This window comes from Streptomyces triticisoli, assembly GCF_003270085.1.
GTDB lineage: Bacteria > Actinomycetota > Actinomycetes > Streptomycetales > Streptomycetaceae > Streptomyces > Streptomyces triticisoli.
Genome location: NZ_QFDQ01000220.1, coordinates 1 through 25066, shown reverse-complemented (window position 1 = coordinate 25066; position 25066 = coordinate 1). Strand labels below are relative to the sequence as shown.

Genomic DNA, 25066 nt, shown 5'->3' with positions numbered 1-25066 from the left:
ACACCAGCCGTACGGATACACGCACTGTTCCATGATGGCCACGGAACGTCACTCTCGTCGGGTGAACACGGAAACCCGACTCCCGACCGCACGTGAGCGGCTCTACCGCCGCGAACGCCAGTCCGTACCGGCCGCACGTGCGTTCACGCGCGTCGCTCTCACGGACTGGGGCATGGCCGAACGCGCGGACGATGTCCTGCTGTGCGTCAGCGAACTCGCCACCAACGCCCTGGTGCACGGCGTACCGCCCGGACGCGGCTTCCTGCTGCGGCTGCTGCCGTACGACGGCGGAGGGCTGCGCGTCGAGGTGCACGACAGCGGGGACGGCGTACCGGCCGTGCCGCAGCCGGACGCCGGGGAGCCGGGCGAGGGCGGGCGCGGGCTGCTGCTGGTGGCGGAGCTGGCGGACCGGTGGGGTGTGAGCGGGCGCAGCCCCGGCAAGGTGGTGTGGTGCGAGTTCGGGGGACGGGGACGGTGACAGCGCCGCACGGCCGGGGTGTGACTACGCTGGCCGCATGGTCAATCTGACGCGCATCTACACCAGGACCGGGGACAAGGGCACGACCGCCCTCGGGGACATGAGCCGGGTCGCCAAGACGGATCCGCGGATCTCGGCGTACGCCGACGCCAACGAGGCGAACGCGGTGATCGGCACGGCGATCGCGCTGGGCGGGCTCGAAGCGGAGGTCGTGAAGGTCCTCACCCGCGTGCAGAACGACCTGTTCGACGTGGGCGCGGACCTGTCCACCCCGGTGGTGGAGAACCCGGAGTTCCCGCCGCTGCGGGTGGAGCAGTTCTACATCGACCGCCTGGAGGCGGACTGCGACCGCTTCAACGCCGAGCTGGACAAGCTCCGCTCCTTCATCCTCCCCGGCGGCACCCCGGGCGCGGCCCTGCTCCACCAGGCGTGCACGGTGGTCCGCCGGGCCGAACGCTCGACCTGGGCCGCCATGGAGACCCACGGCGACACGATGAACCCGCTGACGGCCACCTACCTCAACCGCCTGTCGGACCTGCTGTTCATCCTGGCCCGCACGGCGAACAAGGAGAACGGGGACATCCTGTGGGTGCCCGGCGGGGAGCGGTGAACACGGCTCCCGCCCAGAGCCCCCCACACCCGCCCCGCGCTGATCGCCGGCTGCAAGCATCGCCGAGAGGCGGTTGACGTCAGGGCGCACAAGTGGAGGGCGATGCGTCCGCCCACGTCATGTCTGCCCCCACCTGCGCCAAGCCGGTGCTGGGCGCGCCGACCTCGCCCTCAAGGGTCTGCAGGGCCTTGCGCGCGAGCAACTCGTCGGCGGCCTCCTCCAGCGCGTTGTACTCCTCGATGGGCACGATCGCTGCCCCAGGGTGCTGTCACGCGTGATGACGGTGGATTTCTCCTCTGCCGCGAGGCCCAGGCCGGCCTGGGCCTCGCGCACCGATACGGAGTCGTTCATATCCGCAGCGCACGTGCGAGCGCACCCTCCTTGACCGCCTGGCCGGCCTACGACCATCTGCCGGCCCGGCGCAGCGCCCGAGCGCGAGATGCTGTCATGCCTGGGTGAGGGGCTGTCCAACGCCGGGATCGCCGCCCGGCTGGAGCCGGCGGAGGGCACCGTGAAGACCCACGTCAGCCGGCTGCTGGGCAAGCTGGGGCTGCGCAGCCGGGTGCAAGCGGCGGTGCTGGCGCAGGAGTTGGGGATCCAGTACGCCATTGAACCATAGTGGTCCAGACCTATTGACCTGTGGTCCAGACCTTTCTATCCTCGCGGCACTGAGGGCGTGATGGCTCAGTCATGCCCCCGACGACAACCCCCGAAAAGGGAGGCGCGCCATGCGCTTCAGACACAGAGCCGCGGCCGGGTTCGCGACCCTGCTGCTCCCCCTGGCCGGCCTGGTCGGCCTCGCGAGTCCCGCCCAGGCCGCGACGTCCGCCACCGCCACCTACGCCAAGACCCAGGACTGGGGCTCCGGGTTCGAGGGCAAGTGGACGGTGACCAACTCCGGCACCACGACGATCAGCTCCTGGACGATCGAGTGGGACTTCCCCTCCGGTACGTCCGTCACCTCCGCCTGGGACGCGGACGTGACGTCCTCCGGCACCCACTGGACCGCCAGGAACAAGTCCTACAACGGCACCCTCGCCCCGGGCGCCTCCGTCTCCTTCGGCTTCAACGGCGCCGGCTCCGGCTCCCCGAGCAACTGCAAGCTCAACGGCGGAAGTTGTGACGGCGGCGGCACGGTCCCCGGCGACAACCCGCCTTCCGCGCCGGGCACCCCGACCGCCTCGAACATCACCGACACCTCGGTGAGGCTCAGCTGGAGCGCGGCCACCGACGACAAGGGCGTCAAGAACTACGACGTGCTGCGCGACGGCAGGACGGTCGCGACGGTGACGACGACCTCGTACACCGACAGCGGTCTGACCGCCGGCACCGACTACTCCTACAGCGTCCAGGCCCGGGACACGGCCGACCAGACCGGCCCGGTCAGCCGCTCGGTCGCCGTGCGCACCACCGGCGGTGGTGGCGGCGACGACGGCGGCGGCACCCCGGGATCCAAGATCAACCTGGGTTACTTCACCAACTGGGGCGTCTACGGGCGCAACTACCACGTGAAGAACCTGGTCACCTCCGGCTCCGCCCAGAAGATCACGCACATCAACTACGCCTTCGGCAACGTCCAGGGCGGCAAGTGCACCATCGGTGACTCCTACGCCGACTACGACAAGGCCTACACCGCCGACCAGTCCGTCGACGGCGTCGCCGACACGTGGGACCAGCCGCTGCGCGGCAACTTCAACCAGCTGCGCAAGCTGAAGGCCAAGTACCCGCACATCAAGGTGCTGTGGTCCTTCGGCGGCTGGACCTGGTCCGGCGGCTTCCCCGACGCCGTGAAGAACCCGACCGCCTTCGCGAAGTCCTGCCACGACCTCGTCGAGGACCCGCGCTGGGCCGACGTCTTCGACGGCATCGACCTGGACTGGGAGTACCCGAACGCCTGCGGTCTGACCTGTGACACCGGCGGCCCGGCCGCGTTCAAGAACATGATGCAGGCCATGCGCGCCCAGTTCGGCTCGAAGGCCCTGGTCACCGCGGCCGTCACCGCCGACGCCACCAGCGGCGGCAAGATCGACGCGGCCGACTACGGCGGCGCCGCCCAGTACCTCGACTGGTACAACGTGATGACCTACGACTTCTTCGGCGCCTGGGACGCCAAGGGCCCGACGGCTCCGCACTCGCCGCTGACGTCGTACGCCGGCATCCCCCGGCAGGGCTTCACCAGCGCCGACGCGATCGCGAAGTTCAGGTCCAAGGGCGTGCCGGCGAGCAAGCTGCTGCTCGGCATCGGCTTCTACGGCCGCGGCTGGACCGGCGTCACCCAGTCCGCCCCGGGCGGCACGGCGACCGGCGCGGCGGCCGGCACCTACGAGGCGGGCATCGAGGACTACAAGGTCCTCAAGAACAGCTGCCCGGCCACCGGCACCGTCGCGGGCACGGCCTACGCGCACTGCGGCAGCAACTGGTGGTCCTACGACACTCCGGCCACCATCAAGTCGAAGATGGCCTGGGCCAACAGCCAGGGCCTCGGCGGCGCCTTCTTCTGGGAGTTCAGCGGTGACACCGCAGGCGGTGAACTGGTGAGCGCCATGAGGAGCGGTCTGTCGTAAGGGCTCCCGCCCGCAGCGGACCGAGCGGACCGACAGGAAAGCTCCCCCGGACGAGGTCCGGGGGAGCTTTCCCCGTCTCTATGCCACGTTCACCCTCTGCCCGGGCGGCGCCGCCTCCAGCCAGGCCAGGAAGCCGGTCAGGGCGTCCTCGCTCATGGCGAGCTCCAGGCGGGTGCCGCGGTGCAGACAGGTGAGGACGACCGCGTCGGAGAGCAGGGCGAGCTCTTCCTCCCCCTCGGGGAGACGCCGGCCGGCCACCTCGATGGACTCGCGCTCCAGGGCGCGGCGCGGGCGGGGGGCGTAGGAGAAGACGCGGAACCACTCCACGCGATCGCCGTTGTAGCGGGCGACGCCGTAGCTCCAGCCTTTGCCGCTGGTGTCGGGTTTCTCCGCCACGTCCCAGCGCAGACTGCAGTCGAAGGTGCCGCCGGAGCGCTGGATCAGCCTGCGCCGCAGCCCGAAGACGAACAGTCCCACCACCACGAGCAGGACCACCAGCCCGCACACAGTCAGAGCGAGGACCATCGACACCGACCTCCTCGTCTCCTAGGTAATGGAACGGAAAAAACACCCACATTCACCTCAGCCGCGGCCGGTTCCGGATTGCTCCGGTACCGGCCGCGGCTGAGTGACGTCATCGCACGGCTGGCTTGGTTCAGCTCGCCGTCGCAGCGCGCAGTCGGACCTCCGCGCGACGCTCGGCATGGACGTCGCCCTCCGCCTTCGCTCGCTGCAGCTCCTGCTCGATGCGCTTGACGTCGATCTCGTCCGCGAGTTCGGCGATCTCCGCCAGCAGCGACAGCTTGTTGTCCGCGAAGGAGATGAAACCGCCGTGCACCGCGGCGACGACCGTCTCACCTTCACTCGTACGGATGGTCACCGGGCCCGACTCCAGCACACCGAGCAGCGGCTGGTGACCGGGCATGACGCCGATGTCGCCGGACGTGGTGCGCGCGACGACCAGGGTGGCCTCGCCGGACCAGACCTGGCGGTCGGCGGCGACGAGCTCGACGTGCAGCTCAGCAGCCAAGGGTGGCTCCTCGGGTCACCACCCGGCGGGACTGCCGGGTGTTGGGGTCAATTCTAAAGGGAGTGAGAGAGGGGGCGGGACGCGCCCGCCCCCTCCGGTGAGCACGTGGCTCAGGAGACGCCCAGCTCCTTCGCGTTCTTCTTCAGGTCCTCAAGACCACCGCACATGAAGAACGCCTGCTCGGGGAAGTGGTCGTACTCGCCGTCGCAGATCGCGTTGAACGCGGTGATCGACTCGTCCAGCGGCACGTCCGAGCCGTCCACACCGGTGAACTGCTTGGCCACGTGGGTGTTCTGGGACAGGAAGCGCTCCACGCGACGGGCCCGGTGGACGACGAGCTTGTCCTCCTCGCCGAGCTCGTCGATACCGAGGATCGCGATGATGTCCTGGAGGTCCTTGTACTTCTGCAGGATGTTCTTCACGCGCATGGCCGCGTTGTAGTGGTCCTGCGAGATGTAGCGCGGGTCCAGGATCCGGGACGTGGAGTCCAGCGGGTCCACGGCCGGGTAGATGCCCTTCTCGGAGATCGGACGGGAGAGAACCGTCGTCGCGTCGAGGTGGGCGAAGGTGGTGGCCGGGGCCGGGTCGGTCAGGTCGTCGGCGGGGACGTAGATCGCCTGCATCGAGGTGATCGAGTGACCGCGGGTCGAGGTGATGCGCTCCTGGAGCAGACCCATCTCGTCGGCCAGGTTCGGCTGGTAACCCACCGCGGACGGCATACGGCCGAGCAGTGTGGAGACCTCGGAACCGGCCTGGGTGAAGCGGAAGATGTTGTCGATGAAGAACAGCACGTCCTGCTTCTGGACGTCGCGGAAGTACTCGGCCATGGTCAGGCCGGCCAGCGCGACGCGCAGACGGGTGCCCGGGGGCTCGTCCATCTGACCGAAGACCAGCGCGGTCTTGTCGATGACGCCGGACTCGGTCATCTCGTCGATGAGGTCGTTGCCCTCACGGGTGCGCTCACCGACACCGGCGAACACCGACACACCGTCGTGGTTGTTGGCGACGCGGTAGATCATCTCCTGGATGAGCACCGTCTTGCCGACGCCGGCGCCGCCGAACAGACCGATCTTGCCGCCCTTGACGTACGGGGTCAGCAGGTCGATGACCTTGACGCCGGTCTCGAACATCTCGGTCTTCGACTCGAGCTCGTCGAAGTTCGGCGCCTTGCGGTGGATCGGCCAGCGCTCGCCGTCGTACTCGGCGTCGACGTTCAGCACCTCACCGAGGGTGTTGAACACCTTGCCCTTGGTGAAGTCGCCGACCGGGACGGAGATGGCGGAGCCGGTGTCCGTCACCGGGGACTGGCGGACCAGGCCGTCGGTGGGCTGCATGGAGATCGTGCGGACGATGCCGTCACCCAGGTGCTGGGCGACCTCCAGGGTCAGCGTCTTCTTCTCGCCCGCGTTCGCCGGGTCGGCGACCTCGACGTGAAGGGCGTTGTTAATGTCCGGCATCGCGTCGACGGGGAACTCCACGTCGACGACCGGGCCGATGACCCGAGCGACGCGGCCCGCCGCCGTGGCCGTCTCAACAGTGGTGGTCATTACTTGTCACTCCCCGCGGTCGCGTCGGCCAGGGCGCTCGCGCCACCGACGATCTCGCTGATTTCCTGGGTGATTTCGGCCTGGCGGGCCGCGTTGGCAAGCCGGGCGAGGTTGTCGATCAGCTCGCCCGCGTTGTCGGTGGCCGACTTCATCGCGCGCCGTGTGGCGGCGTGCTTGGAAGCGGCCGACTGGAGCAGCGCGTTGTAGATACGGCTCTCCACGTAGCGCGGCAGCAGCGCGTCGAGGACGTCCTCCGCCGAGGGTTCGAAGTCGTACAGCGGAAGGATCTCGTCCTTCTTCGCCACCTCTTCCGCGACCTCCTCGAGGCGCAGCGGCAGCAGCCGGGCGCCGGTCGCCGTCTGCGTCATCATCGAGACGAACTCGGTGTAGACGATGTGGAGTTCGTCCACGCCGCCGTCCTCGGTGTCCGTCTTGATGGCCTCGATCAGCGGGGCCGCCACCGTCTTGGCGTCCGCGTACGCGGGCTCGTCGGTGAAGCCGGTCCACGACTCCGTGACCTTGCGCTCACGGAAGTTGTAGTGGGCGACACCGCGCCGGCCGACGATGTACGTGTCGACCTGCTTGCCCTCGCCCTCGAGGCGGGCGGTCAGCTGCTCCGCCGCCTTGATGGCGTTGGAGTTGAAGGCGCCGGCCAGGCCGCGGTCGCTCGTGAGGAGCAGGACCGCGGCACGGGTCGGGTTCTCCACCTCCGTGGTCAGCGGGTGCTTGACGTCGGACCCGGTACCGACCGCCGTGACCGCGCGGGTCAGTTCCTGCGCGTACGGCGTGGAGGCCGACACCTTGCGCATCGCCTTGACGACGCGCGAGGCGGCGATCATCTCCATCGCCTTGGTGATCTTCTTGGTCGCGGTGACGGAACGGATGCGACGCTTGTAGACCCGGAGCTGGGCTCCCATGAGTCAGGTCCCTTCCTTACGTCACTTGGCGGCAGCGGCCGGGGTGTCCTCGCCGAGCAGCTTGCCGTCGCCCGTCTCGAACTGCTTCTTGAAGTCGGCGATCGCCTCGGCGACGGCCTGCAGCGTGTCGTCGGACATCTTGCCGCCCTCCTTGATGGAGGTCATCAGGCCCTGCTCCTTGCGGTGCAGGTACTCGAGGAGCTCCTTCTCGAAGCGGCGGATGTCGGCGACCGGCACGTCGTCCATCTTGCCGGTGGTACCGGCCCACACGGAGACGACCTGGTCCTCGGTGGCCATCGGCTGGTACTGGTCCTGCTTCAGCAGCTCGACCATGCGCTGACCGCGCTCCAGCTGGGCCTTGGAGGCCGCGTCCAGGTCGGAACCGAAGGCGGCGAACGCCTCCAGCTCACGGAACTGGGCGAGGTCCACGCGCAGACGGCCGGAGACCTGCTTCATCGCCTTGTGCTGGGCGGAACCACCGACTCGGGAGACGGAGATACCGACGTTCAGCGCGGGGCGCTGACCGGCGTTGAACAGGTCCGACTCCAGGAAGCACTGGCCGTCGGTGATGGAGATGACGTTGGTCGGAATGAACGCCGAGACGTCGTTGGCCTTGGTCTCGACGATCGGCAGACCGGTCATCGAACCGGCACCCATGGCGTCGGACAGCTTGGCGCAGCGCTCCAGCAGCCGGGAGTGCAGGTAGAAGACGTCGCCCGGGTAGGCCTCGCGGCCCGGCGGGCGGCGCAGCAGCAGCGACACGGCGCGGTAGGCGTCGGCCTGCTTGGACAGGTCGTCGAAGATGATCAGGACGTGCTTGCCCTGGTACATCCAGTGCTGGCCGATGGCGGACCCGGTGTAGGGCGCCAGGTACTTGAAGCCGGCCGGGTCGGACGCCGGGGCGGCGACGATGGTCGTGTACTCCAGCGCGCCGTTCTCCTCCAGCGCGCGGCGGACCGACGCGATGGTGGAGCCCTTCTGGCCGATGGCGACGTAGATGCAGCGGACCTGCTTGCTCGGGTCGCCGGTGCGCCAGTTGTCGCGCTGGTTGATGATCGTGTCGACCGCGAGGGCGGTCTTGCCCGTACCGCGGTCGCCGATGATCAGCTGACGCTGACCGCGGCCGATCGGGGTCATGGCGTCGACGGCCTTGTAGCCGGTCTCCATCGGCTCGTGCACCGACTTGCGCTGCATGACCGTGGGGGCCTGCAGTTCGAGGGCGCGGCGGCCCTCGGTCTCGATCTCGCCGAGGCCGTCGATCGGGTTGCCGAGGGGGTCCACCACGCGGCCGAGGTAGCCCTCGCCCACGGCGACGGACAGGACCTCACCGGTGCGCTGCACCGGCTGGCCCTCCTCGATGCCGCTGAACTCACCGAGGACGATGGCACCGATCTCGCGCTCCTCGAGGTTGAGGGCGAGGCCGAGGGTGCCGTCCTCGAACTTCAGCAGTTCGTTGGCCATGGCCGAGGGCAGGCCCTCGACCTTCGCGATGCCGTCGCCGGCAAGGGTGACCGCACCGACCTCCTCGCGCGAGGCCGCGTCCGGCTTGTACGACTGGACGAAGGTCTCCAGCGCGTCCCGGATCTCCTCCGGCCGGATCGTGAGCTCCGCCATCTGGGTTCCCTGCTCTCCTTGTTGGGCCCGAAGTTTCACTTGGGGGGTATGGGGACTCCCCCCAATAACGAGGTGAATCCTCTGCACGGCCCAACCAGGGCCGTCGTGTACGTCTTGTGTTGAGTTGCTGCTAGCTCGTCATGCGGCGGGCGGCGTCTTCGAGCCGGTCGGCGAGAGAGCCGTTGATGACCTCGTCGCCGACCTGCACCCGGATCCCTCCGACGACCTCGGGGTCCACGTCGAGGTTCAGGTGCATCTGACGGCCGTAGAGCTTGGCGAGAGCGGCGCCGAGGCGCTGCTTCTGCGTGCCGCTCAGCGGGACCGCCGAGGTGACGACGGCGACCATGCGGTTGCGCCGGTCGGCGGCGAGCTTGGCGAGGGACTCCAGTCCCGCTTCAAGGCTACGTCCCCGCGGCGCGGTCACAAGGCGCGTCACCAGACGCACCGTGGTCACGTCGGCCCGGCCGCCGAGCAGCCGGTTCAACAGCTCCGTCTTGGCCGACGCGGTCGCGGCCCGGTCCGTCAGGGCCGAGCGCAGTCCGGTGTTCGACGAGATGATCCGCGCGAAGCGGAACAGCTCGTCCTCGACGTCGTCGAGCGCACCGGTCCGCTGCGCCGCGGTGAGGTCGGCGATGCTCGCCAGCTCCTCCAGCGCGTCCACCAGGTCGCGGGGCTGCGACCAGCGGGAGCGCACCAGGCCGGACACCAGGTCCTCGGTCGTACCGCCGATCTGGCCGCCGAGCAGGCGCTGCACCAGCGTGGCCTTGGCCTCGCCGGTCTGCGCCGGGTCGGTGAGGACCCGGCGCAGACCGACCTCGCGGTGGAGCAGCGAGGTGACGGCCGCCAGTTCCTCGGCGAGCCGTGCGGCGTCCACGGACGTGGAGTCCGTCAGCGCGTCGAGACGCTCACGTGCAGCGGCCAGAGCCTCACGGCTCGCTCCGTGCATGGTCATCGAGCGGCCTCGGCCTTCTCCTCGAGCCCGTCGAGGAAGCGGTCGATCACACGGCTCTGCCGGGCGTGGTCCTCGAGGGACTCGCCGACGAGCTTGCCGGCCAGGTCGGTGGCCAGCCTGCCGATGTCCTGGCGCAGCGCCGCCGAAGCGGCCTTGCGGTCGGCCTCGACCTGTGCGTGGCCGGCGGCGATGATCTCCTCACGCTGCCGCTGGCCCTCCGCGCGCATCTCGGCGATGAGCACGGCGCCCTGCTCCTGCGCCTCCTGGCGCAGGCGCGCGGCCTCGTGCCGGGCCTCGGCGAGCTGGGCCTTGTACTGCTCGAGCACGCTCTGAGCCTCGGTCTGAGCGGCCTCGGCCTTCTCGATCCCGCCCTCGATCGCCTCGCGGCGCTCCTCCAGAACCTTGTTGATGTTCGGGAGGAGCTTCCAGGCGAGGAAACCGAAGACGATGACGAAGGCGAGCAGGCCGATGACGACCTCGGGAATCGGCGGGACAAGGGGGTTCTGAAGCTCCCCCTCAGCCGCGATATGAAGCAGTGGGCTCATATCAGTGTGCCTTTCGTCTAGTGAGCCGGTCGTGGATCAGAGATCACGTGCCGTAGACGAACGGCATGACCAGGCCGATGAGGGCCAGCGCCTCACAGAAGGCGAAACCAAGGATCTGGTTGGCACGGATCAGGCCGGCCGCCTCAGGCTGACGGGCGATGGCTTCGGTGCCCTTACCGAAGATGATGCCGACGCCGATGCCGGGGCCGAAGGCGGCGATGCCGTAGCCGATGGAAGCGATCGAGCCGGTGACGGCGGCGAGGGTCTGGGACATGCCAGTTCTTCCTTTTCTTCACGAGCCGGTGGGGGTGCGCCACCGGACGATTGGGGGCGGGTTCGGGACGCTCAGTGCTGCTCGGCGAGCGCGCCCTGGATGTAGGTGCAGGTCAGCAGGACGAAGACGTACGCCTGCAGGGCCTGGATGAACAGCTCGAAGACGGTCATCACGAGGACCATCAGGAACGAGACGCCGGCGTAGGCGATCCCGATGCCGTTCAGCAGGTACCAGCTGGCGATGGTGAACAGCACCAGCAGGATGTGGCCCGCGAACATGTTCGCGAAGAGTCGCACGGCGTGGGTGAAGGGCCGGACGAGCAGGTTCGAGAAGGCCTCGATCAGCATGACGACCGGCAGTGCCGCACCGAGCGACTTGTCGTAGCCGGTGAAGTTCTTCAGGGCGCCGACGAAGCCGTGCTTCTTGAAGGTCAGCGAGACCCACACGAGGTAGACGACCAGCGCGAGCACCATCGGGTACGCGATGACCGACGTCACCGGGAACTGGGCGAACGGGATGATCGACCAGAGGTTCATCATCCAGACGAAGAAGAACAGCGCGACGACGAACGGGACGTACTTCTCGCCCTGGCGCTTGCCCATCGTCTCGTAGACGACGCCCCGGCGGACGAAGTCGTAGCCGGCCTCGGCGACCATCTGCAGCTTGCCGGGGACGACCTGGGGCCGGCGGAAGGCCGCCCAGAAGAAGCCGATCACGATGATCGACCCGAGCAGCGCCAGCAGCATCGTCTTGTTGAAGTACACGTTGCTGTCGCCGTTGCCCCAGAGGGGCTCGAAGAGGAACGAGTGCAGCCCGGGAGACGGAAAGCCACAGTCGGCGAAGATGTGGCAGTCGGTCTCGAAGGCGAGCACCTGCGTCGGGTCAGCACTCACCGCGGGCTCCTTCGGCGTGGCGCATGGATTCGGCAACCTCGTGGTGTCGGCGCGGCACGGGGCCGCGGATCGGCACGGGACTGGTGTTACGGATGTGGGGGCGACTGTGGGGCATCTCGCCTCGCGATATTGCAGGCGTCAGCTCGGATGCCCGCGCCCGCGATGCCGCAGTTGGCACCGGACGATAGCAGGATCTCTGATGCACCTTTATCCCGGCCCTACGTCTCACGACGAGTGCCCCTGAGTCTCCTTCTTCTCGCCCGTCGTCGAATCGGGTTCCACGTAAAGGATCTTGGCCTTCATCTGGGCGCGTGCCTGCGCGGCGACCCAGGTCAGGGTGCACACGAGCAGCGCGAGGGCGAAGACCTTCGGGTGGAACAGCGTCGTGTTCTTGAAGAGCGCGATGAAGGTGAACATCAGCAGGATCTGCGCCATGTACATCATCAGCCCCATCGCCTGGAACAGATGCGGCAGTGACTTGGCGGTCCACTGGAGGACGTACAGACCCGCCCCCATGAGCAGGATCACGAGCACTGTCGCGATGACCGCTCCGATCGCACCCTTGCCGCCTTCGACGGCGCCGCCGATCGCGACGGCGACCGCGCCTACGGCAGCAGTGGGCACGGCAGCCTGGATCAGGGTCCGGGCGTCACTGGAGGGCATGGCGGCGACTCCGCAAATCACTGGGGGAAGGGTGTCGTCATGGGACGAGCGTAGTCCCGGCGTCGAGAGAGAAACCTCGGCCCCGAAGGACCGTTGCACTCAGGGCCTTCGACTCTGTCCGGGATACTCGTGAACGGTATCACAAACTATTTGATGAGGTCTTTACCCGCCGGGTGTGCGCACCCTCACAGTCGAGGCTCACGCCACACACCTGCGCAAAACCTGGACCAATATGTCCAATATTGCCCGGATTCACAACCCCATGACTGGGCAACGCCTTAGTCAGATTCTTACCTTGACCCTCAGCCTTGACGCTCGGCCTCGACCCTCAGCGTGACGTTCCTGCTTTGCGCCTGTCCAGGAGACGCGAACGGGCGCCCAGAGCGGTCGCTCCGTTGACGCCGGCCACGCCGGCCCGGACCCGTACGCCGGAAGTCCCCGTGACATCAGCCGTGGCAAGGGGCTCCGCGGCCGCCGGCCTGGAGGCGTCCGGCGCCGTGGCCGGGCGCGGGTGCCGGTAGCGCGGCGGCACGAGCTGCTCGGCCCAGCGCGGCGCACGCGGGGTGAAGCGCGGCAGCAGGAGCAGCACCAGCCCGACGAAGCTGAGCAGGGCGACGCCCAGCACGATCCACATGGACGCGGAGTTGACCGAGTAGGCCAGCGCGCCGAAGCCGATCAGCGCCGACCAGAAGTACATGATCAGCACGGCCCGGCTGTGCGAGTGGCCGATCTCCAGCAGGCGGTGGTGCAGATGCCCCCGGTCCGCGGCGAACGGCGACTGTCCGTGCCAGGTGCGCCGCACGATGGCCAGGACCAGGTCGGCGGCCGGAATGGCGATGATCGTCAGCGGCATCAGCAGCGGGATGTAGACCGGCACCATCTGGTGCACGGTGTTGCGTTCTGAGCCGGAGAACAGCTTCATCACATCCGGGTCGATCTGCCCGGTCACCGAGATCGCGCCCGCCGCCAGGACCAGGCCGATCAGCATGGACCCCGAGTCACCCATGAAGATCCGCGCGGGATGCATGTTGTGCGGCAGGAAGCCCAGGCACATGCCCATGAGGATGACGGCGAAGAGTGTGGCGGGGGCGGCGGCCTCGATGTTGTACCCGTACCACAGCCGGTAGGCGTACATGAAGAACGCGACGGCCGCGATGCACACCATGCCGGCGGCCAGACCGTCCAGTCCGTCGACGAAGTTGACCGCGTTGATGGTGATCACGACCAGCGCCACCGTCAGCAGGGTGCTCTGCCACTGGGTCAGCGCGACCGTGCCCACGCCCGGCACCGGCAGCCACAGGATCGTCAGACCCTGCACGACCATCACACCGGCGGCGATCATCTGGCCGCCCAGCTTGATCAGTGCGTCGATCTCGAACTTGTCGTCGAGGACGCCGATCAGCCAGATCAGGGCGGCCCCGGAAAGCAGCGCGCGTGGCTCGTTCGACTTGTCGAAGACCTGACTGAGGTTGGTGAGGTGGCCGGCGACCAGCAGGCCCGCGCACAACCCGAAGAACATCGCGATTCCGCCGAGCCGGGGAGTGGGCTCCCGGTGCACGTCACGTGCCCGGACCTCCGGCATCGCCCCCGCCACGATCGCGAACTTCCGTACCGGCCCTGTCAGCAGATACGTCACCGCGGCCGTGATGCAGAGCGTCAGCAGGTATTCACGCACGGGCTTCCCCACAGGTCTCGCTGGCCGTCTCAGAGCCTGTCGTCAAGCTCCCGCCTGCCCTTCGGGCGAACGACAGAAGTTTGACGACAGGCTCTCAGCCTAGCGAGCTAGCGACGCAGGCATATGTGTGACTCCGCTCCCCTGCCTGAAGGAGGGGGGCTTCCAACCCGAGGGTTGCGGTCCAGCCCGAACCGATCCCGTGCGGAACAGGTGGAAACCACCACAGATTCAGGAAGCGACCCTCCGACTGGGCGTCTACCCCACCTCAGCCGGGATATGGCGGAAACCGGCCGGTGAGTTCACGCACGTCCTCACGTGCCCTGGCCCCGTCGAGTTCGCCGCGCAGCACCTTGCCGAACAGTACGGCGATCCACTCCATCTCGCCCTGGCCCATGCCCTGGGTGGTCACCGCGGCGGTGCCCAGGCGCAGCCCGCGGGCGCCGGCGTGCGGCAGGGCGCAGCAGTCGAGGACGATCCCGGCGGCGGCCAGACGGCCGCGCGCGGTGCGCCCGTCGACGCCGAGCGGCGCCGGGTCGGCGGTGATCAGGTGGGTGTCGGTGCCGCGGGTGGTGACGTTCAGGCCCTCGGCGGCCAGCCGGGCCGCGAGCACCCGTGCGTTGGCGACGACCTGGTGGGCGTAGGCGGCGAAGGCCGGGGTCGCGGCCTCGGCGAACGCGACGGCCTTCGCGGCGATGGTGTGCATCTGCGCGCCGCCCTGGGTGAAGGGGAAGACGGCGCGGTCGACGCGCTCGGCGAGCTCGCCGCCGCACAGGATCATCCCGCCGCGCGGGCCGCGCAGCACCTTGTGGGTGGTGGCGCACACGATGTCGGCGTACGGCACGGGGCTGGGCGCCGCTCCCCCGGCCACCAGCCCCATGGGGTGGGCGGCGTCGGCGATCAGGTAGGCGCCCACCTCGTCGGCGACGGAGCGGAAGAAGGCGTAGTCGATGTGGCGGGGGTAGGCGATCGACCCGCACACGATCGCCTTGGGGCGGTGCGCGTGGGCGAGGGTGCGCACCTGGAGGTGGTCGATGAGTCCGGTCTCGGCGTCGACGCCGTAGCCGACGAAGTCGAACCAGCGGCCGGAGAAGTTCGCGGGCGAGCCGTGGGTGAGGTGGCCGCCGTGCGGCAGTCCGAGGGCGAGCACGGTGTCTCCGGGGCGCAGCAGCGCCGCGTAGGCGGCGAGGACCGCCGAAGAGCCCGAGTGCGCCTGGACGTTGGCGTGCTCGGCGCCGAACAGGTCCTTCGCCCGCTGCACGGCGAGGCGTTCGGCGGCGTCGGCCATCTCGCAGCCGCCGTGGTGCCGGGCGGCGGGGTAGCCCTCGGCGTACTTGTTCGCCAGCGCCGAGCCGAGCGCGGCCAGCACTGCCGGCGAGGTGAAGTTCTCGGCGGCGATCAGCTGCAGCGTCGTCGACTGCCTCTGCAGCTCCCCCAGCAGGATGTCGGCCAGTTCGGGGTCCTGCCGCCGCAGGACGTCTGCCTCGAGAACGGGGATGACCGACATGACGCGCTCCGGACGGTCGACGGTGACGTACGTCCAATGTAGGCCCGCCCCCCACCACCCCGCGCGACCCTTACGCCGTCCCGGGCACACCGCGAACCCCGGGCCTCACAAGGCCCGCGCGGTCCTCGGGCGTCCCGACACACCGGGAAACCCAGCCCCACAGACCCCACACACCCCCCAGGACCTCCCATCACACCGGGAAACCTTGGCTCGTGGGCCCCGCGCGGCCCTCGGGCCCTCCCGGGCGCACGGGGGGGATCACGGCCTCGTCGGGCCCGTGTGATCCGGTGCCGTCCGGGTGCGCCGTTGGCCCCCAGGTCCTGTCGGGCCCACGGGGTCACGGACGCGGGCATACGAGGCCGGGGGTTTCGGGGGCGCTGTGACGGCGCGGTGCCGTGACGGACGGTCCCGTGAACCCGCCGGCCCACCGCCCTGTCCCGTCACCGGACGCTTGTGTGGGGCCCCGCCCCGCTCAAGCCCGCGCGGCCACCCCCGTCAGCGCCGTCACCACCGGGTCCAGCGCCTGGTGTATCTCGTCGCCGATCGAGCGGAAGAAGGGCAGGGGGGCGCCGTAGGGGTCGTGGACCTCGTCCGCCTCGGCCGTGGGGGCCAGGAGCCACCCGCGTAGAGCGGCGGCGGCGCGGACCAGGGCGCGGGCGCGTTCGACCGCGCCGTCCTCCAGGGGAGGCAGCGTGGCCGGGTCTATCGCCCGCACCAGGCGGGTGAACTCCTTGAGGGTGAAGGTGCGCAGACCCGCCGAGTGGCCCATGGAGATGACCTGGGCGCGGTGGTCGCGGGTGGCGGTCAGCACGAGATCGGCCATGATCACGTGCTCGTCCAGGAGTTCGCGGCCCACGAAGCCGGAGGCGTCCGCGCCGAAGTCGGCCAGCACGGTCTCCGCGTTGGCCTCCATGGGCGCGCCCTCGTGGCCCCAGGTGCCCGCGCTCTCCACGATCAGCCCGCCGCCCCGGGGGTCCCCGAGCCGGTCCGCCAGGAAGTGCCGGGTCAGCCGCTCGGTGATGGGCGAGCGGCACACGTTGCCGGTGCTGACGTGGAGGATGCGGAAGGTGTCGCCTATGCCGCGCATGGGGGTCCCCCCTGCTCGAGCGCAGCCGAGAGCTTGGGGGATTCGGGCGCCGTCAATTCGCCACCTCGAGGTCGGGTACGACCTTCCGCAGCTCCTCCGGGGACAGGGCGCCCTCGCGCAGCAGCACGGGCACCCGGCTGGTGACGTCGACGATGGAGGACGGCACGTTGCCGGGGGTCGGGCCGCCGTCGAGGTAGACGGAGACGGAGTCGCCGAGCATCTCCTGCGCGGCGTCGCAGTTCTCCGGCGCGGGGTGGCCGGTCAGGTTCGCCGAGGAGACGGCCATCGGGCCGACCTCGGTGAGCAGTTCGATGGCGACCGGGTGCAGCGGCATCCGCACGGCGACCGTGCCCCGGGTGTCCCCCAGGTCCCACTGCAGGGACGGCTGGTGCCGGGCGACCAGCGTCAGCGCGCCCGGCCAGAAGGCGTCGACGAGTTCCCAGGCCATCTCGGAGAAGTCCGTGACCAGCCCGTGCAGGGTGTTCGGGGAGCCGATGAGGACGGGGGTGGGCATGGTGCGTCCCCGGCCCTTGGCCGCGAGCAGGTCGGCCACGGCCTCGGAGGAGAAGGCGTCGGCGCCGATGCCGTAGACGGTGTCGGTGGGCAGCACCACGAGTTCGCCCCGGCGGACGGCGGACGCGGCTTCGCGCAGGCCCGTCGCGCGGTCGGTGGCGTCGTTGGTGTCGTATCGCCGTGCCATGGTCAGCGGGCCTCCTCGTACGCGTCCTGCTGGGTCGAAGTGCTGGTGGGGGGCTGTGCGGGCGTCACGGCAGTGCCTTGCGGGCGGTGGCGAACCGCGGCCGGTTGTTGAGGTCGGGGTGGTCGGCGGCGTCGGCCCAGCCCCGCTCCTCGGTGAAGATCCACGGCACCTGGCCGCCCTGGGTGTCGGCGTGCTCGACGACGACGACTCCGCCGGGCCGCAGCAGCCGGTGCGCGGTGCGTTCGAGGCCGCGGATCAGGTCGAGGCCGTCCTCCCCGGAGAACAACGCCAGCTCCGGGTCGTAGTCGCGGGCCTCGGGGGCGACGTACTCCCATTCGGTGAGCGGGATGTACGGCGGGTTGGAGATGACGAGGTCGACCTGGCCGTCGAGGTCGGGGAACGCGGTCAGGGCGTCGCCCTGGCGCAGGTCGACCCTGGAGCCCTCGACGTTCTTGCGGGCCCATTCCAGCGCGTCCTCGCTCAGCTCCACGGCATGCACGCGCGAGCGCGGCACCTCCTGGGCGAGGGCGAGCGCGATGGCGCCCGAGCCGGTGCACAGGTCGACGATGCACGGCTCGACGACGTCCATGGCCCGTACGGCGTCTATCGCCCAGCCGACCACGGACTCGGTCTCGGGCCGGGGCACGAACACGCCGGGGCCGACCTGGAGCTCCAGGTAGCGGAAGTAGGCCCGGCCGGTGATGTGCTGCAGCGGCTCGCGCTGCTCGCGGCGGGCGATGACCTCCCAGTACCGGGCGTCGAAGTCGGCGTCCTTCACGGAGTGCAGCTCGCCCCGCTTGACGCCGTGCACGAACGCGGCGAGCTCCTCGGCGTCGGTGCGCGGCGAGTCCACGCCGGCGTCGGCCAGCCGCTGCGTGGCCCGGGCCACCTCGGCGAGCAGCACGCTGCGGGGGCTGGGGGGCCGCCCCCCGATTCCTTGCTGCACCGCTGGTCCTCCGGTACTCGTACGTCGTCCTACGTGCTGTGTCCTGCGTCCTGCGTCCTGCGCCTGTGTGCCTTACGCGGCCGCGAGCCTGGCTGCCGAGTCCGCGTCGACGCAGGCCTGGATCACCGCGTTCAGGTCGCCGTCCAGGACCTGGTCCAGGTTGTAGGCCTTGAAGCCGACCCGGTGGTCCGAGATGCGGTTCTCCGGGAAGTTGTAGGTGCGGATCTTCTCGGAGCGGTCGACGGTGCGGACCTGGCTGCGGCGGGCGTCGGCGGCCTCCTTCTCCGCCTCCTCCTGCGCCATGGCGAGCAGCCTGGAGCGCAGGATACGCAGTGCCTGCTCCTTGTTCTGCAGCTGACTCTTCTCGTTCTGGCAGGAGGCGACGACTCCGGTCGGGACGTGCGTGATGCGCACGGCGGAGTCGGTGGTGTTGACGGACTGCCCGCCCGGGCCCGAGGACCGGTAGACGTCGATGCGCAGGTCGTTCGGGCTGATCTCGATGTCGACCTCCTCGGCCTCCGGGGTGACCAGCACACCGGCGGCGGAGGTGTGGATACGGCCCTGGGACTCGGTGGCCGGCACCCGCTGCACGCGGTGCACCCCGCCCTCGTACTTCAGCCGGGCCCACACGCCCTGGCCGGGCTCGCTCTGCCCGCGGGCCTTCACCGCGACCTGGACGTCCTTGTAGCCGCCCAGCTCGGACTCGGTGGCGTCGATGATCTCGGTCTTCCAGCCGACCCGCTCGGCGTAGCGCAGGTACATGCGCAGCAGGTCGCCGGCGAAGAGCGCCGACTCGTCACCGCCGGCGCCGGCCTTGATCTCCAGGATGACGTCCTTGTCGTCACTGGGGTCGCGCGGGACGAGCAGGAGTCGCAGCTTCTCGGTCAGCTCCTCGCGCTGCTGCTCCAGGTCCTTGAGCTCGGCCGCGAAGTCCGGGTCGTCGGCGACCAGTTCGCGCGCGGTCTCGACGTCGTCGCCGGTCTGCCTCCAGGAGCGGTACGTGGCGATGATCGGGGTGAGCTCGGCGTAGCGCTTGTTGAGCTTGCGCGCGTTGGCCTGGTCGGAGTGGACCGACGGGTCGGCGAGCTTCTTCTCCAGGTCGGCGTGCTCGGCGACGAGTTCCTCGACGGCCTCGAACATCTTTCGGCTCCTGTACTGCCTGCTGTTCTGCGGGTGCTGCGGGGAAGGGGAAGGCGAGCGACCAAAAACGCCGGTCCCGGCGCACTCCCCGGCAGGGGCGCGGCCATGGACCGGCGGAAAGGGGCTCGCTACTTCTTGGAGCCGGCGGCAACCTTCTTGCCGAAGCGGGCCTCGAAGCGGGCCACACGGCCACCGGTGTCGAGGATCTTCTGCTTGCCCGTGTAGAACGGGTGGCATTCGGAGCAGACCTCGGCCCGGATGGTGCCGGACTCGATCGTGCTGCGGGTCGTGAACGACGCGCCACAGGTGCAGCTGACCTGCGTCTCGACGTACGCGGGGTGGATGTCGCGCTTCAAGGGGTTCTCCTACCGATCCTGGAGGGCGCCGGGTCGCAGCCGCGGGATGCGGTGCGTGAACCGGAGCCGACGCTCCAGTCTGCCAGGACTGGGGCCATCTCCCCAAACCGGGGGGTTCGGTCGTGTATTCCCCGCGGGTCCCTGCGGGGCGAGGGCGGGATTGCGCCTATGGGGGTGGGCGGTTTCGTCGTGGGCGGGGGCGGGTTGTTGTGGGCGGGGGCGGGTTGTTGTGGGTTGTTCGCGCCCACGCGGCAGAGCCGCATGTCGGTACAGCCCCGCGCCCCTCAGGGAGTCACCACATCCTTGGCTTCGCCGGTGGCCGTTCCCTTGGTGGCCGCCCTGGGGATCGGCTGGTCGTTCTTCAAGGCCTGCCAGACCTGGTTGGCCTTGAGTTTCTCCACCACGACCCGGTTCCTGTTCGCCGGGTCGTACTGGACCGGCATGGTGATCATGGTCATGTCGGAGGAGCCGATGGTCTTGAGGCTGTCGGCGAAGGAGATCAGGGCGTTGACCGAGCCGAGGTCGGAGTCGGTGGTGACGGACTTGGTGGCGGTGTTGCCGAGGTCGTAGAGCTTCTTCGGGTTGGTGAAGAGGCCCACCTGCTCGACCTGGTCGACCAGGGCCTTGAGGAATGCCTGCTGGAGTTGGATGCGGCCGAGGTCGGAGCCGTCGCCCACGCCGTGCCGGGTGCGGACCAGGCCGAGGGCCTGCCGGCCGTCGAGGGTGTGGGTGCCGGCCTCGAGGTCCAGGTGGCTCTTCGGGTCGTCGATGTTCTTCGTCGTGGTGATCGGGACGCCGCCGAGTTCGTCGACGAGTCTCCGGAAGCCGCTGAAGTCGACCTCCAGGTAGTGGTCCATGCGGATGCCGGTCATCGACTCGACGGTCTTCACGGCGCAGGCGGCGCCGCCGGTGGAGTACGACTCGTTGAACATCACGCCGTGGGCCGCGGGGTGCGTACCGCCCTTGGCGTCGGTGCACTCGGGGCGGTCGACGAGGGTGTCGCGGGGTATGGAGACGACGCCGGCCTTCCGGTGGCCCTCGTAGACGTGCACGATCATCGCCGTGTCGGAGCGGGCGCTGCCGTCGTCGGGGCCGCCGCCCAGCTTCCTGTTGCCGCCGGACCGGGTGTCGGAGCCGAGGACGAGGATGTTCTCGGAGCCGTTGTCGGCCTTGGTGGGCCGGTCGGTGCCGAGGACCTGGTTGATGTCGACCGTCTCCAGGTTGCCGTTGAGCTTGAAGTAGAGGTAGCCCACTCCGGTGCCGCCGAGCACGACGATCCCCGCGGCGGTCCAGGCCGCGACCGTCAGGGCCCTGCGCCGCCCGGTGCGGGGCTTGCGGCGTCGGCCCCTGGCACGGCGGCGGGGACTGGTGTCGCCGGTCTCCTCCGGTATGCCGGGGCCCGGCGTGCTCTCGGCGGACATGTGCTCCTCAGGTCTCGTATCCGGTCGGCTACCCCGTGTTCCCGGGGCCAGGCCCGGTCGACGAGCCCATACCTGACCATCGTCACCCTTACGGTCAGACGGGGGAAACCGGAAAAAGGTTGCACAACGCTCCGCGGCACAGGTCCCGCCAAGCACAAGGGCCGCCCCCATGGCACGGGAGCGGCCCTTTCAGCTGATGCGCCTGCCTCAGTCGCCGTTGCCCGGCGCCGGGGTCGTCTTCTGGATCTGCATCAGGAACTCGACGTTCGACTTGGTCTGCTTCATCTTGTCCAGGAGCAGTTCGATCGCCTGCTGCTGGTCGAGCGCGTGCAGCACCCGCCGCAGCTTCCAGACGATGTTGAGCTCCTCCGCGCCGAGCAGGATCTCCTCCTTGCGCGTACCGGACGCGTCGACGTCGACGGCCGGGAAGATGCGCTTGTCGGCGAGCTTCCGGTCGAGCTTGAGCTCCATGTTGCCGGTGCCCTTGAACTCCTCGAAGATCACCTCGTCCATGCGGGACCCGGTGTCCACCAGGGCGGTGGCGAGGATGGTCAGCGAGCCGCCGTCCTCGATGTTGCGGGCCGCACCGAAGAAGCGCTTCGGCGGGTACAGGGCCGTGGAGTCCACACCACCGGACAGGATGCGGCCGGAGGCCGGGGCGGCGAGGTTGTAGGCGCGGCCCAGGCGGGTGATGGAGTCCAGCAGGACGACCACGTCGTGGCCCAGCTCCACCAGGCGCTTGGCGCGCTCGATGGCGAGCTCGGCGACCGTGGTGTGGTCCTCGGCCGGGCGGTCGAAGGTCGAGGAGATGACCTCGCCCTTGACCGACCGCTGCATGTCGGTGACCTCTTCCGGACGCTCGTCGACGAGGACGACCATCAGGTGGCACTCGGGGTTGTTGCGCGTGATCGCGTTGGCGACCGCCTGCATGATCATGGTCTTGCCGGTCTTCGGCGGGGCCACGATCAGACCGCGCTGGCCCTTGCCGATCGGCGAGACCAGGTCGATGATCCGGGTGGTCAGGACGCCCGGGTCGGTCTCCAGACGGAGCCGGTCCTGCGGGTACAGCGGCGTCAGCTTGTTGAACTCCGGCCGCCCGCGGCCGTGTTCGGGCGCCATGCCGTTGACGGAGTCGAGGCGGACCAGCGCGTTGAACTTCTCCCGGCGCTCGCCCTCCTTCGGCTGGCGCACGGCGCCGGTGACGTGGTCGCCCTTGCGCAGGCCGTTCTTGCGGACCTGGGCGAGGGAGACGTACACGTCGTTCGGACCCGGCAGGTAGCCGGACGTACGGATGAAGGCGTAGTTGTCGAGGATGTCCAGGATGCCCGCGACCGGGATCAGGACGTCGTCCTCGGCGATCTGCGGCTCGGACACGTCGTCGCGGCCACGGCGGCCACGGCGGTCGCGGTAGCGGCCGCGACGGCCCCGGCGGCCGCCGTCGAAGTCGTCGTCGTCCTGGTGATGACGGTCCTGGCGGCCGCCGCCGCCCTGCTGCTGGTTCTGCTGCTGGCGCTGCTGGCCGTTCTGGTTCTGCTGGTCGCCGCCCTTGCCGTGGCGGTCGCGGTCCCGGCCGCGGTCCCGGCTGCGGTCGCGGTCACGGCGGCGGCCCTCGCCGTTGTCACCGGCGTCGCCCCTGGCCGCCTCGCCCTGCTGCTGGGAGTGCTGGTCCTGCTGCTGCGGCTGTGCGGAGGTCTCGGCCCTCGACTCGCTCTGCGGCTCGCTCTTCGCCTCGGCGGCGACCGTCTCGGCGCTGCTCGCCGGGGCGCCCGCCTCGGCGGTGGCCCGGCGGCGGCGCTCGGCGGGAACGTCCTCGCTGGCCGGCTGGCCGGGGATCTCGATCTGCTTCTGGGCCACGGCCTTGTCGGCCTTGTCCGCCTTCTCGGCGGGGGCTTCGGCCGCCTTCGTCTCCGCCTTCTGGGCGGGTGCGGCCTCCTCGCCCGTACGGGCCCGGGAGGTGGCGCGGCGCTTCGGCTTGTTCTCGGTGGCGTCCTCCGCGGCGGGCGCGGCCTTCGCGGCGGGGGCGCCTCCTGCCGCCTGCGCCTCCTTGATGACCTCGATCAGCTGGCTCTTGCGCATGCGCGCGGTGCCCCTGATACCGAGGCCGGATGCGACCTGTTGCAGCTCGGCCAGCACCATGCCCTCGAGGCCGGTACCGCGGCGACGCCGGGAGCCGGCACCCGTGGCAGGCGCGGAGGCGTCCGTGGCAGGCGCGGCAGCGGTCTCCTCGACACGTGCGCCCATCAGATCGGTGGTGTCGCTCACGAAGGGTCCTTCCCTGGAGCGGACGTCGGCCTTCATGGCTCGGCGACCGGTTGTGCTGTCCGGCTTCGGTCCTTGCGTGGGGACCGTGCCCGGCGGTGGTCCGCCAAAGCGGCGGAAGAATTTCTGGTGATTGGCGCTTCCTCGACGATCCGTGGCACCAAGTTTCGCTGTGTCACGTGGCGTGGTCGCACCGATTCCGGAGCGCGCCCGGTGGACCGCTCAGTGTGCGCGTACGGCGTACTACCCAGGTACGACGTACACCACGCAGTGCGGTTCGGGGGGCTCCCGGAGGAATGTCTGTCCCGGACGGGGACACAAAGCACCTCGCCATGGTGCGGTCGGGTGCAGACTTGAGGTTAACACTACCGGATCCAACAAACATTCCCCCTCTCCAAATCCGGCAATCACCGACTTTCAGCTCTCCGTACCGGCGGCGAGCGGCAGTACGCAGGCTCCCTTCAGGTCGAGACTCAGCCGGTTGGCGGCCCAGTCGGCGCCCGCCAACTGCTCCACCTTGTCGGCGGTGTCCGCGTCGGCCAGCGCCATGACGGTGGGCCCGGCGCCGGAGATGACCGCGGCGATGCCGTCGGCCCGCAGCCGCTCCACGAGGGCGGCGCTCTCCGGCATGGCCGGGGCGCGGTACTCCTGGTGGAGGCGGTCCTCGGTGGCCGGGAGCAACAGCTCGGGGCGCCGGGTGAGGGCCTCGACGAGCAGGGCGGCGCGGCCCGTGTTGACGGCGGCGTCGACGTGCGGCACGGTGCGCGGGAGCAGGCCGCGGGCGGTTTCGGTGAGGACCGGCTTCGCCGGTACGAAAACCACCGGAACGATGGAATCGGAGGGCTCCATCCTGATGGCCCGGGCGGCGCCGGCCTCCGTCCAGGACAGGGTGAACCCGCCCAGCAGACAGGCCGCCACGTTGTCCGGGTGGCCCTCGATCTCGGTGGCCAGCTCGAGCATCGCGGTGTCGTCGAGCCTGGCCTCGGCGCCTATGGTCACGGCGCGGGCGGCGACGATGCCGGCGCAGATGGCGGCGGAGGAGGAGCCCAGGCCGCGGCCGTGCGGGATGCGGTTGGCGCAGACGATCTCCAGCCCGCGCGGCTGTCCACCGAGGAGGTCGAAGGCGGTGCGCAGCGAGCGGACGAGCAGGTGCTTCTCGTCGCGCGGCAGCGTCTCGCTGCCCTCGCCGGCGATGTCGATGTGCAGCCCGGAGTCGGCCACCCGGACCACCACGTCGTCGTAGAGCCCCAGCGCGAGGCCGAGGGCGTCGAAGCCCGGGCCGAGGTTGGCGCTGGTGGCGGGGACGCGCACCCGGACGGCGGCGGCGCGGAACGCTGGACCGGCCATCGCTCGTTGACTCTCCTTGAGCTGCGTGATGGTCGAATGACACTCGGTGGACACTCGATGGGCACGAGAACCCTCAGGCCGCGGAGACGACGCGGCGCCGCGCCATATGCGAGGGCATATGCGGCGGGTGGGTTACCTACAGCCTATCGAAGGAAGGTTCAGTGTCGATATAGGGCGCACAGGAGGCGCACGAAGCGTGTCGCAAGCCCCCCGTGCAACCCCCTCCCAGGGAGCCCCAAGAGGAGGACGTGCAGGAGGCCGGGCGGTCGCACGGGCGCGCGGCCGGCTGCCACCGGGTGGGCGGAGTGCGCGGTGGGGCTGCCACCGGGGCGGGGTACTGGCCGGACAGGGGCCGGCCGAACGGTACCGCTGCCTGGGTGTGAGTGCCCGGGACGCCGGTGTACGGCCCGTACCGTCCGCTGCCGCTGCCGCCCAGGCGCACGGGGCCGCACTGCGCACGGCCTGGCGCGCACCACCGCCCGCCGGGCGGGACTTGGCCCCTGGCCCCGCCGGGACCGCGGCGCCCGGACGACCCCCGGACGAC

Annotated in this window: 24 protein-coding genes and 1 pseudogene; 4 read left to right on the top strand and 21 right to left on the bottom strand. The window is 69.8% G+C overall.

Annotation, left to right across the window (positions count from 1 at the left end; genetic code table 11):
- The first annotated feature begins 61 nt into the window (after positions 1 to 61).
- Both DEP02_RS27075 and DEP02_RS27070 read left to right on the top strand, forming a co-directional pair.
- Positions 62 to 478, top strand: coding sequence for an ATP-binding protein (locus tag DEP02_RS27075; RefSeq protein ID WP_112470306.1), 417 nt, complete (start codon positions 62 to 64; stop codon positions 476 to 478).
- A gap of 37 nt (positions 479 to 515) precedes the next feature.
- Positions 516 to 1088, top strand: coding sequence for a cob(I)yrinic acid a,c-diamide adenosyltransferase (locus tag DEP02_RS27070; protein WP_112470305.1), 573 nt, complete (start codon positions 516 to 518; stop codon positions 1086 to 1088).
- 79 nt (positions 1089 to 1167) lie between these two features.
- Here the strand turns inward: DEP02_RS27070 and DEP02_RS35600 are convergent, their stop codons facing one another.
- Positions 1168 to 1335 (bottom strand): hypothetical protein, encoded by a 168-nt coding sequence (locus tag DEP02_RS35600; RefSeq protein ID WP_332872006.1) that lies wholly within the window; start codon positions 1333 to 1335, stop codon positions 1168 to 1170.
- A 183-nt stretch (positions 1336 to 1518) separates the two neighbouring features.
- On the opposite strand from DEP02_RS35600, the pseudogene DEP02_RS27060 reads away from it, so the two are divergent.
- Both DEP02_RS27060 and DEP02_RS27055 read left to right on the top strand, forming a co-directional pair.
- A pseudogene (locus DEP02_RS27060) lies at positions 1519 to 1707 on the top strand (response regulator transcription factor); the annotation flags it as partial.
- A gap of 109 nt (positions 1708 to 1816) precedes the next feature.
- Entirely contained in the window at positions 1817 to 3652 is a 1836-nt protein-coding gene (locus tag DEP02_RS27055; RefSeq protein WP_112470304.1) for a glycoside hydrolase family 18 chitinase, read from the top strand.
- 78 nt (positions 3653 to 3730) lie between these two features.
- Here DEP02_RS27055 and DEP02_RS27050 read toward each other — a convergent pair whose 3' ends face one another.
- From DEP02_RS27050 to thrB, 20 genes are all read right to left on the bottom strand, one after another.
- On the bottom strand, positions 3731 to 4177 hold the full coding sequence (locus DEP02_RS27050) for a DUF2550 domain-containing protein (protein ID WP_112470303.1): 447 nt from the start codon (positions 4175 to 4177) through the stop codon (positions 3731 to 3733).
- 130 nt (positions 4178 to 4307) lie between these two features.
- Positions 4308 to 4682: a F0F1 ATP synthase subunit epsilon gene (locus tag DEP02_RS27045; RefSeq protein ID WP_112470302.1), complete on the bottom strand. Its 375-nt coding sequence runs from the start codon at positions 4680 to 4682 to the stop codon at positions 4308 to 4310.
- A 110-nt stretch (positions 4683 to 4792) separates the two neighbouring features.
- Positions 4793 to 6229, bottom strand: coding sequence for a F0F1 ATP synthase subunit beta (gene atpD, locus DEP02_RS27040; RefSeq protein ID WP_112470301.1), 1437 nt, complete (start codon positions 6227 to 6229; stop codon positions 4793 to 4795).
- Positions 6229 to 7146 carry a F0F1 ATP synthase subunit gamma gene (locus DEP02_RS27035; protein WP_112470300.1) on the bottom strand — a complete coding sequence of 306 codons (918 nt, stop codon included), beginning with the start codon at positions 7144 to 7146 and terminating at the stop codon, positions 6229 to 6231. Before DEP02_RS27035 ends, atpD begins: the two co-directional genes overlap by 1 nt.
- 21 nt (positions 7147 to 7167) lie before the next feature.
- The gene (gene atpA, locus DEP02_RS27030) at positions 7168 to 8760 is read right to left on the bottom strand and encodes a F0F1 ATP synthase subunit alpha (protein ID WP_112470299.1); all 1593 of its coding nucleotides are present in this window, start codon (positions 8758 to 8760) and stop codon (positions 7168 to 7170) included.
- A 130-nt stretch (positions 8761 to 8890) separates the two neighbouring features.
- Positions 8891 to 9706, bottom strand: coding sequence for a F0F1 ATP synthase subunit delta (locus DEP02_RS27025; RefSeq protein WP_112470298.1), 816 nt, complete (start codon positions 9704 to 9706; stop codon positions 8891 to 8893).
- Between the two features lie 2 nt (positions 9707 to 9708).
- Positions 9709 to 10257 carry a F0F1 ATP synthase subunit B gene (locus DEP02_RS27020; RefSeq protein ID WP_112470297.1) on the bottom strand — a complete coding sequence of 183 codons (549 nt, stop codon included), beginning with the start codon at positions 10255 to 10257 and terminating at the stop codon, positions 9709 to 9711.
- A 43-nt stretch (positions 10258 to 10300) separates the two neighbouring features.
- Positions 10301 to 10531 carry an ATP synthase F0 subunit C gene (gene atpE / locus DEP02_RS27015; protein ID WP_112470296.1) on the bottom strand — a complete coding sequence of 77 codons (231 nt, stop codon included), beginning with the start codon at positions 10529 to 10531 and terminating at the stop codon, positions 10301 to 10303.
- Positions 10532 to 10602: 71 nt separating this feature from the next.
- Positions 10603 to 11424: a F0F1 ATP synthase subunit A gene (atpB, locus tag DEP02_RS27010; protein ID WP_112470295.1), complete on the bottom strand. Its 822-nt coding sequence runs from the start codon at positions 11422 to 11424 to the stop codon at positions 10603 to 10605.
- A 225-nt stretch (positions 11425 to 11649) separates the two neighbouring features.
- Positions 11650 to 12087, bottom strand: coding sequence for a Cg1360 family ATP-synthase-associated protein (locus DEP02_RS27005; protein ID WP_112470294.1), 438 nt, complete (start codon positions 12085 to 12087; stop codon positions 11650 to 11652).
- Positions 12088 to 12415: 328 nt separating this feature from the next.
- A complete protein-coding gene (locus tag DEP02_RS27000; protein ID WP_112470293.1) occupies positions 12416 to 13762 on the bottom strand; it encodes an MraY family glycosyltransferase in 1347 nt (448 codons plus the stop codon).
- A 265-nt stretch (positions 13763 to 14027) separates the two neighbouring features.
- Positions 14028 to 15266 carry a serine hydroxymethyltransferase gene (gene glyA / locus DEP02_RS26995; RefSeq protein ID WP_112470292.1) on the bottom strand — a complete coding sequence of 413 codons (1239 nt, stop codon included), beginning with the start codon at positions 15264 to 15266 and terminating at the stop codon, positions 14028 to 14030.
- Positions 15267 to 15738: 472 nt separating this feature from the next.
- Entirely contained in the window at positions 15739 to 16353 is a 615-nt protein-coding gene (locus DEP02_RS26990; RefSeq protein WP_112470291.1) for an arsenate reductase/protein-tyrosine-phosphatase family protein, read from the bottom strand.
- Positions 16354 to 16405: 52 nt separating this feature from the next.
- Positions 16406 to 17053 carry an L-threonylcarbamoyladenylate synthase gene (locus tag DEP02_RS26985; protein ID WP_112470290.1) on the bottom strand — a complete coding sequence of 216 codons (648 nt, stop codon included), beginning with the start codon at positions 17051 to 17053 and terminating at the stop codon, positions 16406 to 16408.
- A gap of 64 nt (positions 17054 to 17117) precedes the next feature.
- Positions 17118 to 17957: a peptide chain release factor N(5)-glutamine methyltransferase gene (prmC, locus tag DEP02_RS26980; protein WP_112470289.1), complete on the bottom strand. Its 840-nt coding sequence runs from the start codon at positions 17955 to 17957 to the stop codon at positions 17118 to 17120.
- Positions 17958 to 18071: 114 nt separating this feature from the next.
- Complete coding sequence (prfA, locus tag DEP02_RS26975) at positions 18072 to 19139, bottom strand: peptide chain release factor 1 (protein WP_112470288.1); 1068 nt, start codon at positions 19137 to 19139, stop codon at positions 18072 to 18074.
- 128 nt (positions 19140 to 19267) lie between these two features.
- A complete protein-coding gene (rpmE, locus tag DEP02_RS26970) occupies positions 19268 to 19495 on the bottom strand; it encodes a 50S ribosomal protein L31 (RefSeq protein ID WP_112470287.1) in 228 nt (75 codons plus the stop codon).
- A 284-nt stretch (positions 19496 to 19779) separates the two neighbouring features.
- The gene (locus tag DEP02_RS26965) at positions 19780 to 20916 is read right to left on the bottom strand and encodes an LCP family protein (RefSeq protein WP_112470286.1); all 1137 of its coding nucleotides are present in this window, start codon (positions 20914 to 20916) and stop codon (positions 19780 to 19782) included.
- A 207-nt stretch (positions 20917 to 21123) separates the two neighbouring features.
- Positions 21124 to 23178: a transcription termination factor Rho gene (gene rho / locus DEP02_RS26960; protein ID WP_112470323.1), complete on the bottom strand. Its 2055-nt coding sequence runs from the start codon at positions 23176 to 23178 to the stop codon at positions 21124 to 21126.
- Between the two features lie 414 nt (positions 23179 to 23592).
- Positions 23593 to 24522, bottom strand: coding sequence for a homoserine kinase (gene thrB, locus DEP02_RS26955; protein ID WP_112470285.1), 930 nt, complete (start codon positions 24520 to 24522; stop codon positions 23593 to 23595).
- Positions 24523 to 25066 lie beyond the last annotated feature (544 nt).

Bases quoted from the DNA above. Each gene is read 5' to 3' on its own strand.
- DEP02_RS27020 (WP_112470297.1), bottom strand. From the start codon at position 10,257: ATGAGCCCACTGCTTCATATCGCGGCTGAGGGGGAGCTTCAGAACCCC.
- thrB (WP_112470285.1), bottom strand. From the start codon at position 24,522: ATGGCCGGTCCAGCGTTCCGCGCCGCCGCCGTCCGGGTGCGCGTCCCC.
- DEP02_RS27005 (WP_112470294.1), bottom strand. From the start codon at position 12,087: ATGCCCTCCAGTGACGCCCGGACCCTGATCCAGGCTGCCGTGCCCACT.
- DEP02_RS27035 (WP_112470300.1), bottom strand. From the start codon at position 7,146: ATGGGAGCCCAGCTCCGGGTCTACAAGCGTCGCATCCGTTCCGTCACC.
- DEP02_RS27050 (WP_112470303.1), bottom strand. From the start codon at position 4,177: ATGGTCCTCGCTCTGACTGTGTGCGGGCTGGTGGTCCTGCTCGTGGTG.
- DEP02_RS27025 (WP_112470298.1), bottom strand. From the start codon at position 9,706: ATGCACGGAGCGAGCCGTGAGGCTCTGGCCGCTGCACGTGAGCGTCTC.
- atpD (WP_112470301.1), bottom strand. From the start codon at position 6,229: ATGACCACCACTGTTGAGACGGCCACGGCGGCGGGCCGCGTCGCTCGG.
- DEP02_RS27055 (WP_112470304.1), top strand. From the start codon at position 1,817: ATGCGCTTCAGACACAGAGCCGCGGCCGGGTTCGCGACCCTGCTGCTC.
- atpE (WP_112470296.1), bottom strand. From the start codon at position 10,531: ATGTCCCAGACCCTCGCCGCCGTCACCGGCTCGATCGCTTCCATCGGC.
- DEP02_RS26990 (WP_112470291.1), bottom strand. From the start codon at position 16,353: ATGCGCGGCATAGGCGACACCTTCCGCATCCTCCACGTCAGCACCGGC.
- glyA (WP_112470292.1), bottom strand. From the start codon at position 15,266: ATGTCGGTCATCCCCGTTCTCGAGGCAGACGTCCTGCGGCGGCAGGAC.
- DEP02_RS26985 (WP_112470290.1), bottom strand. From the start codon at position 17,053: ATGGCACGGCGATACGACACCAACGACGCCACCGACCGCGCGACGGGC.
- prfA (WP_112470288.1), bottom strand. From the start codon at position 19,139: ATGTTCGAGGCCGTCGAGGAACTCGTCGCCGAGCACGCCGACCTGGAG.
- DEP02_RS27070 (WP_112470305.1), top strand. From the start codon at position 516: ATGGTCAATCTGACGCGCATCTACACCAGGACCGGGGACAAGGGCACG.
- DEP02_RS26965 (WP_112470286.1), bottom strand. From the start codon at position 20,916: ATGTCCGCCGAGAGCACGCCGGGCCCCGGCATACCGGAGGAGACCGGC.
- atpA (WP_112470299.1), bottom strand. From the start codon at position 8,760: ATGGCGGAGCTCACGATCCGGCCGGAGGAGATCCGGGACGCGCTGGAG.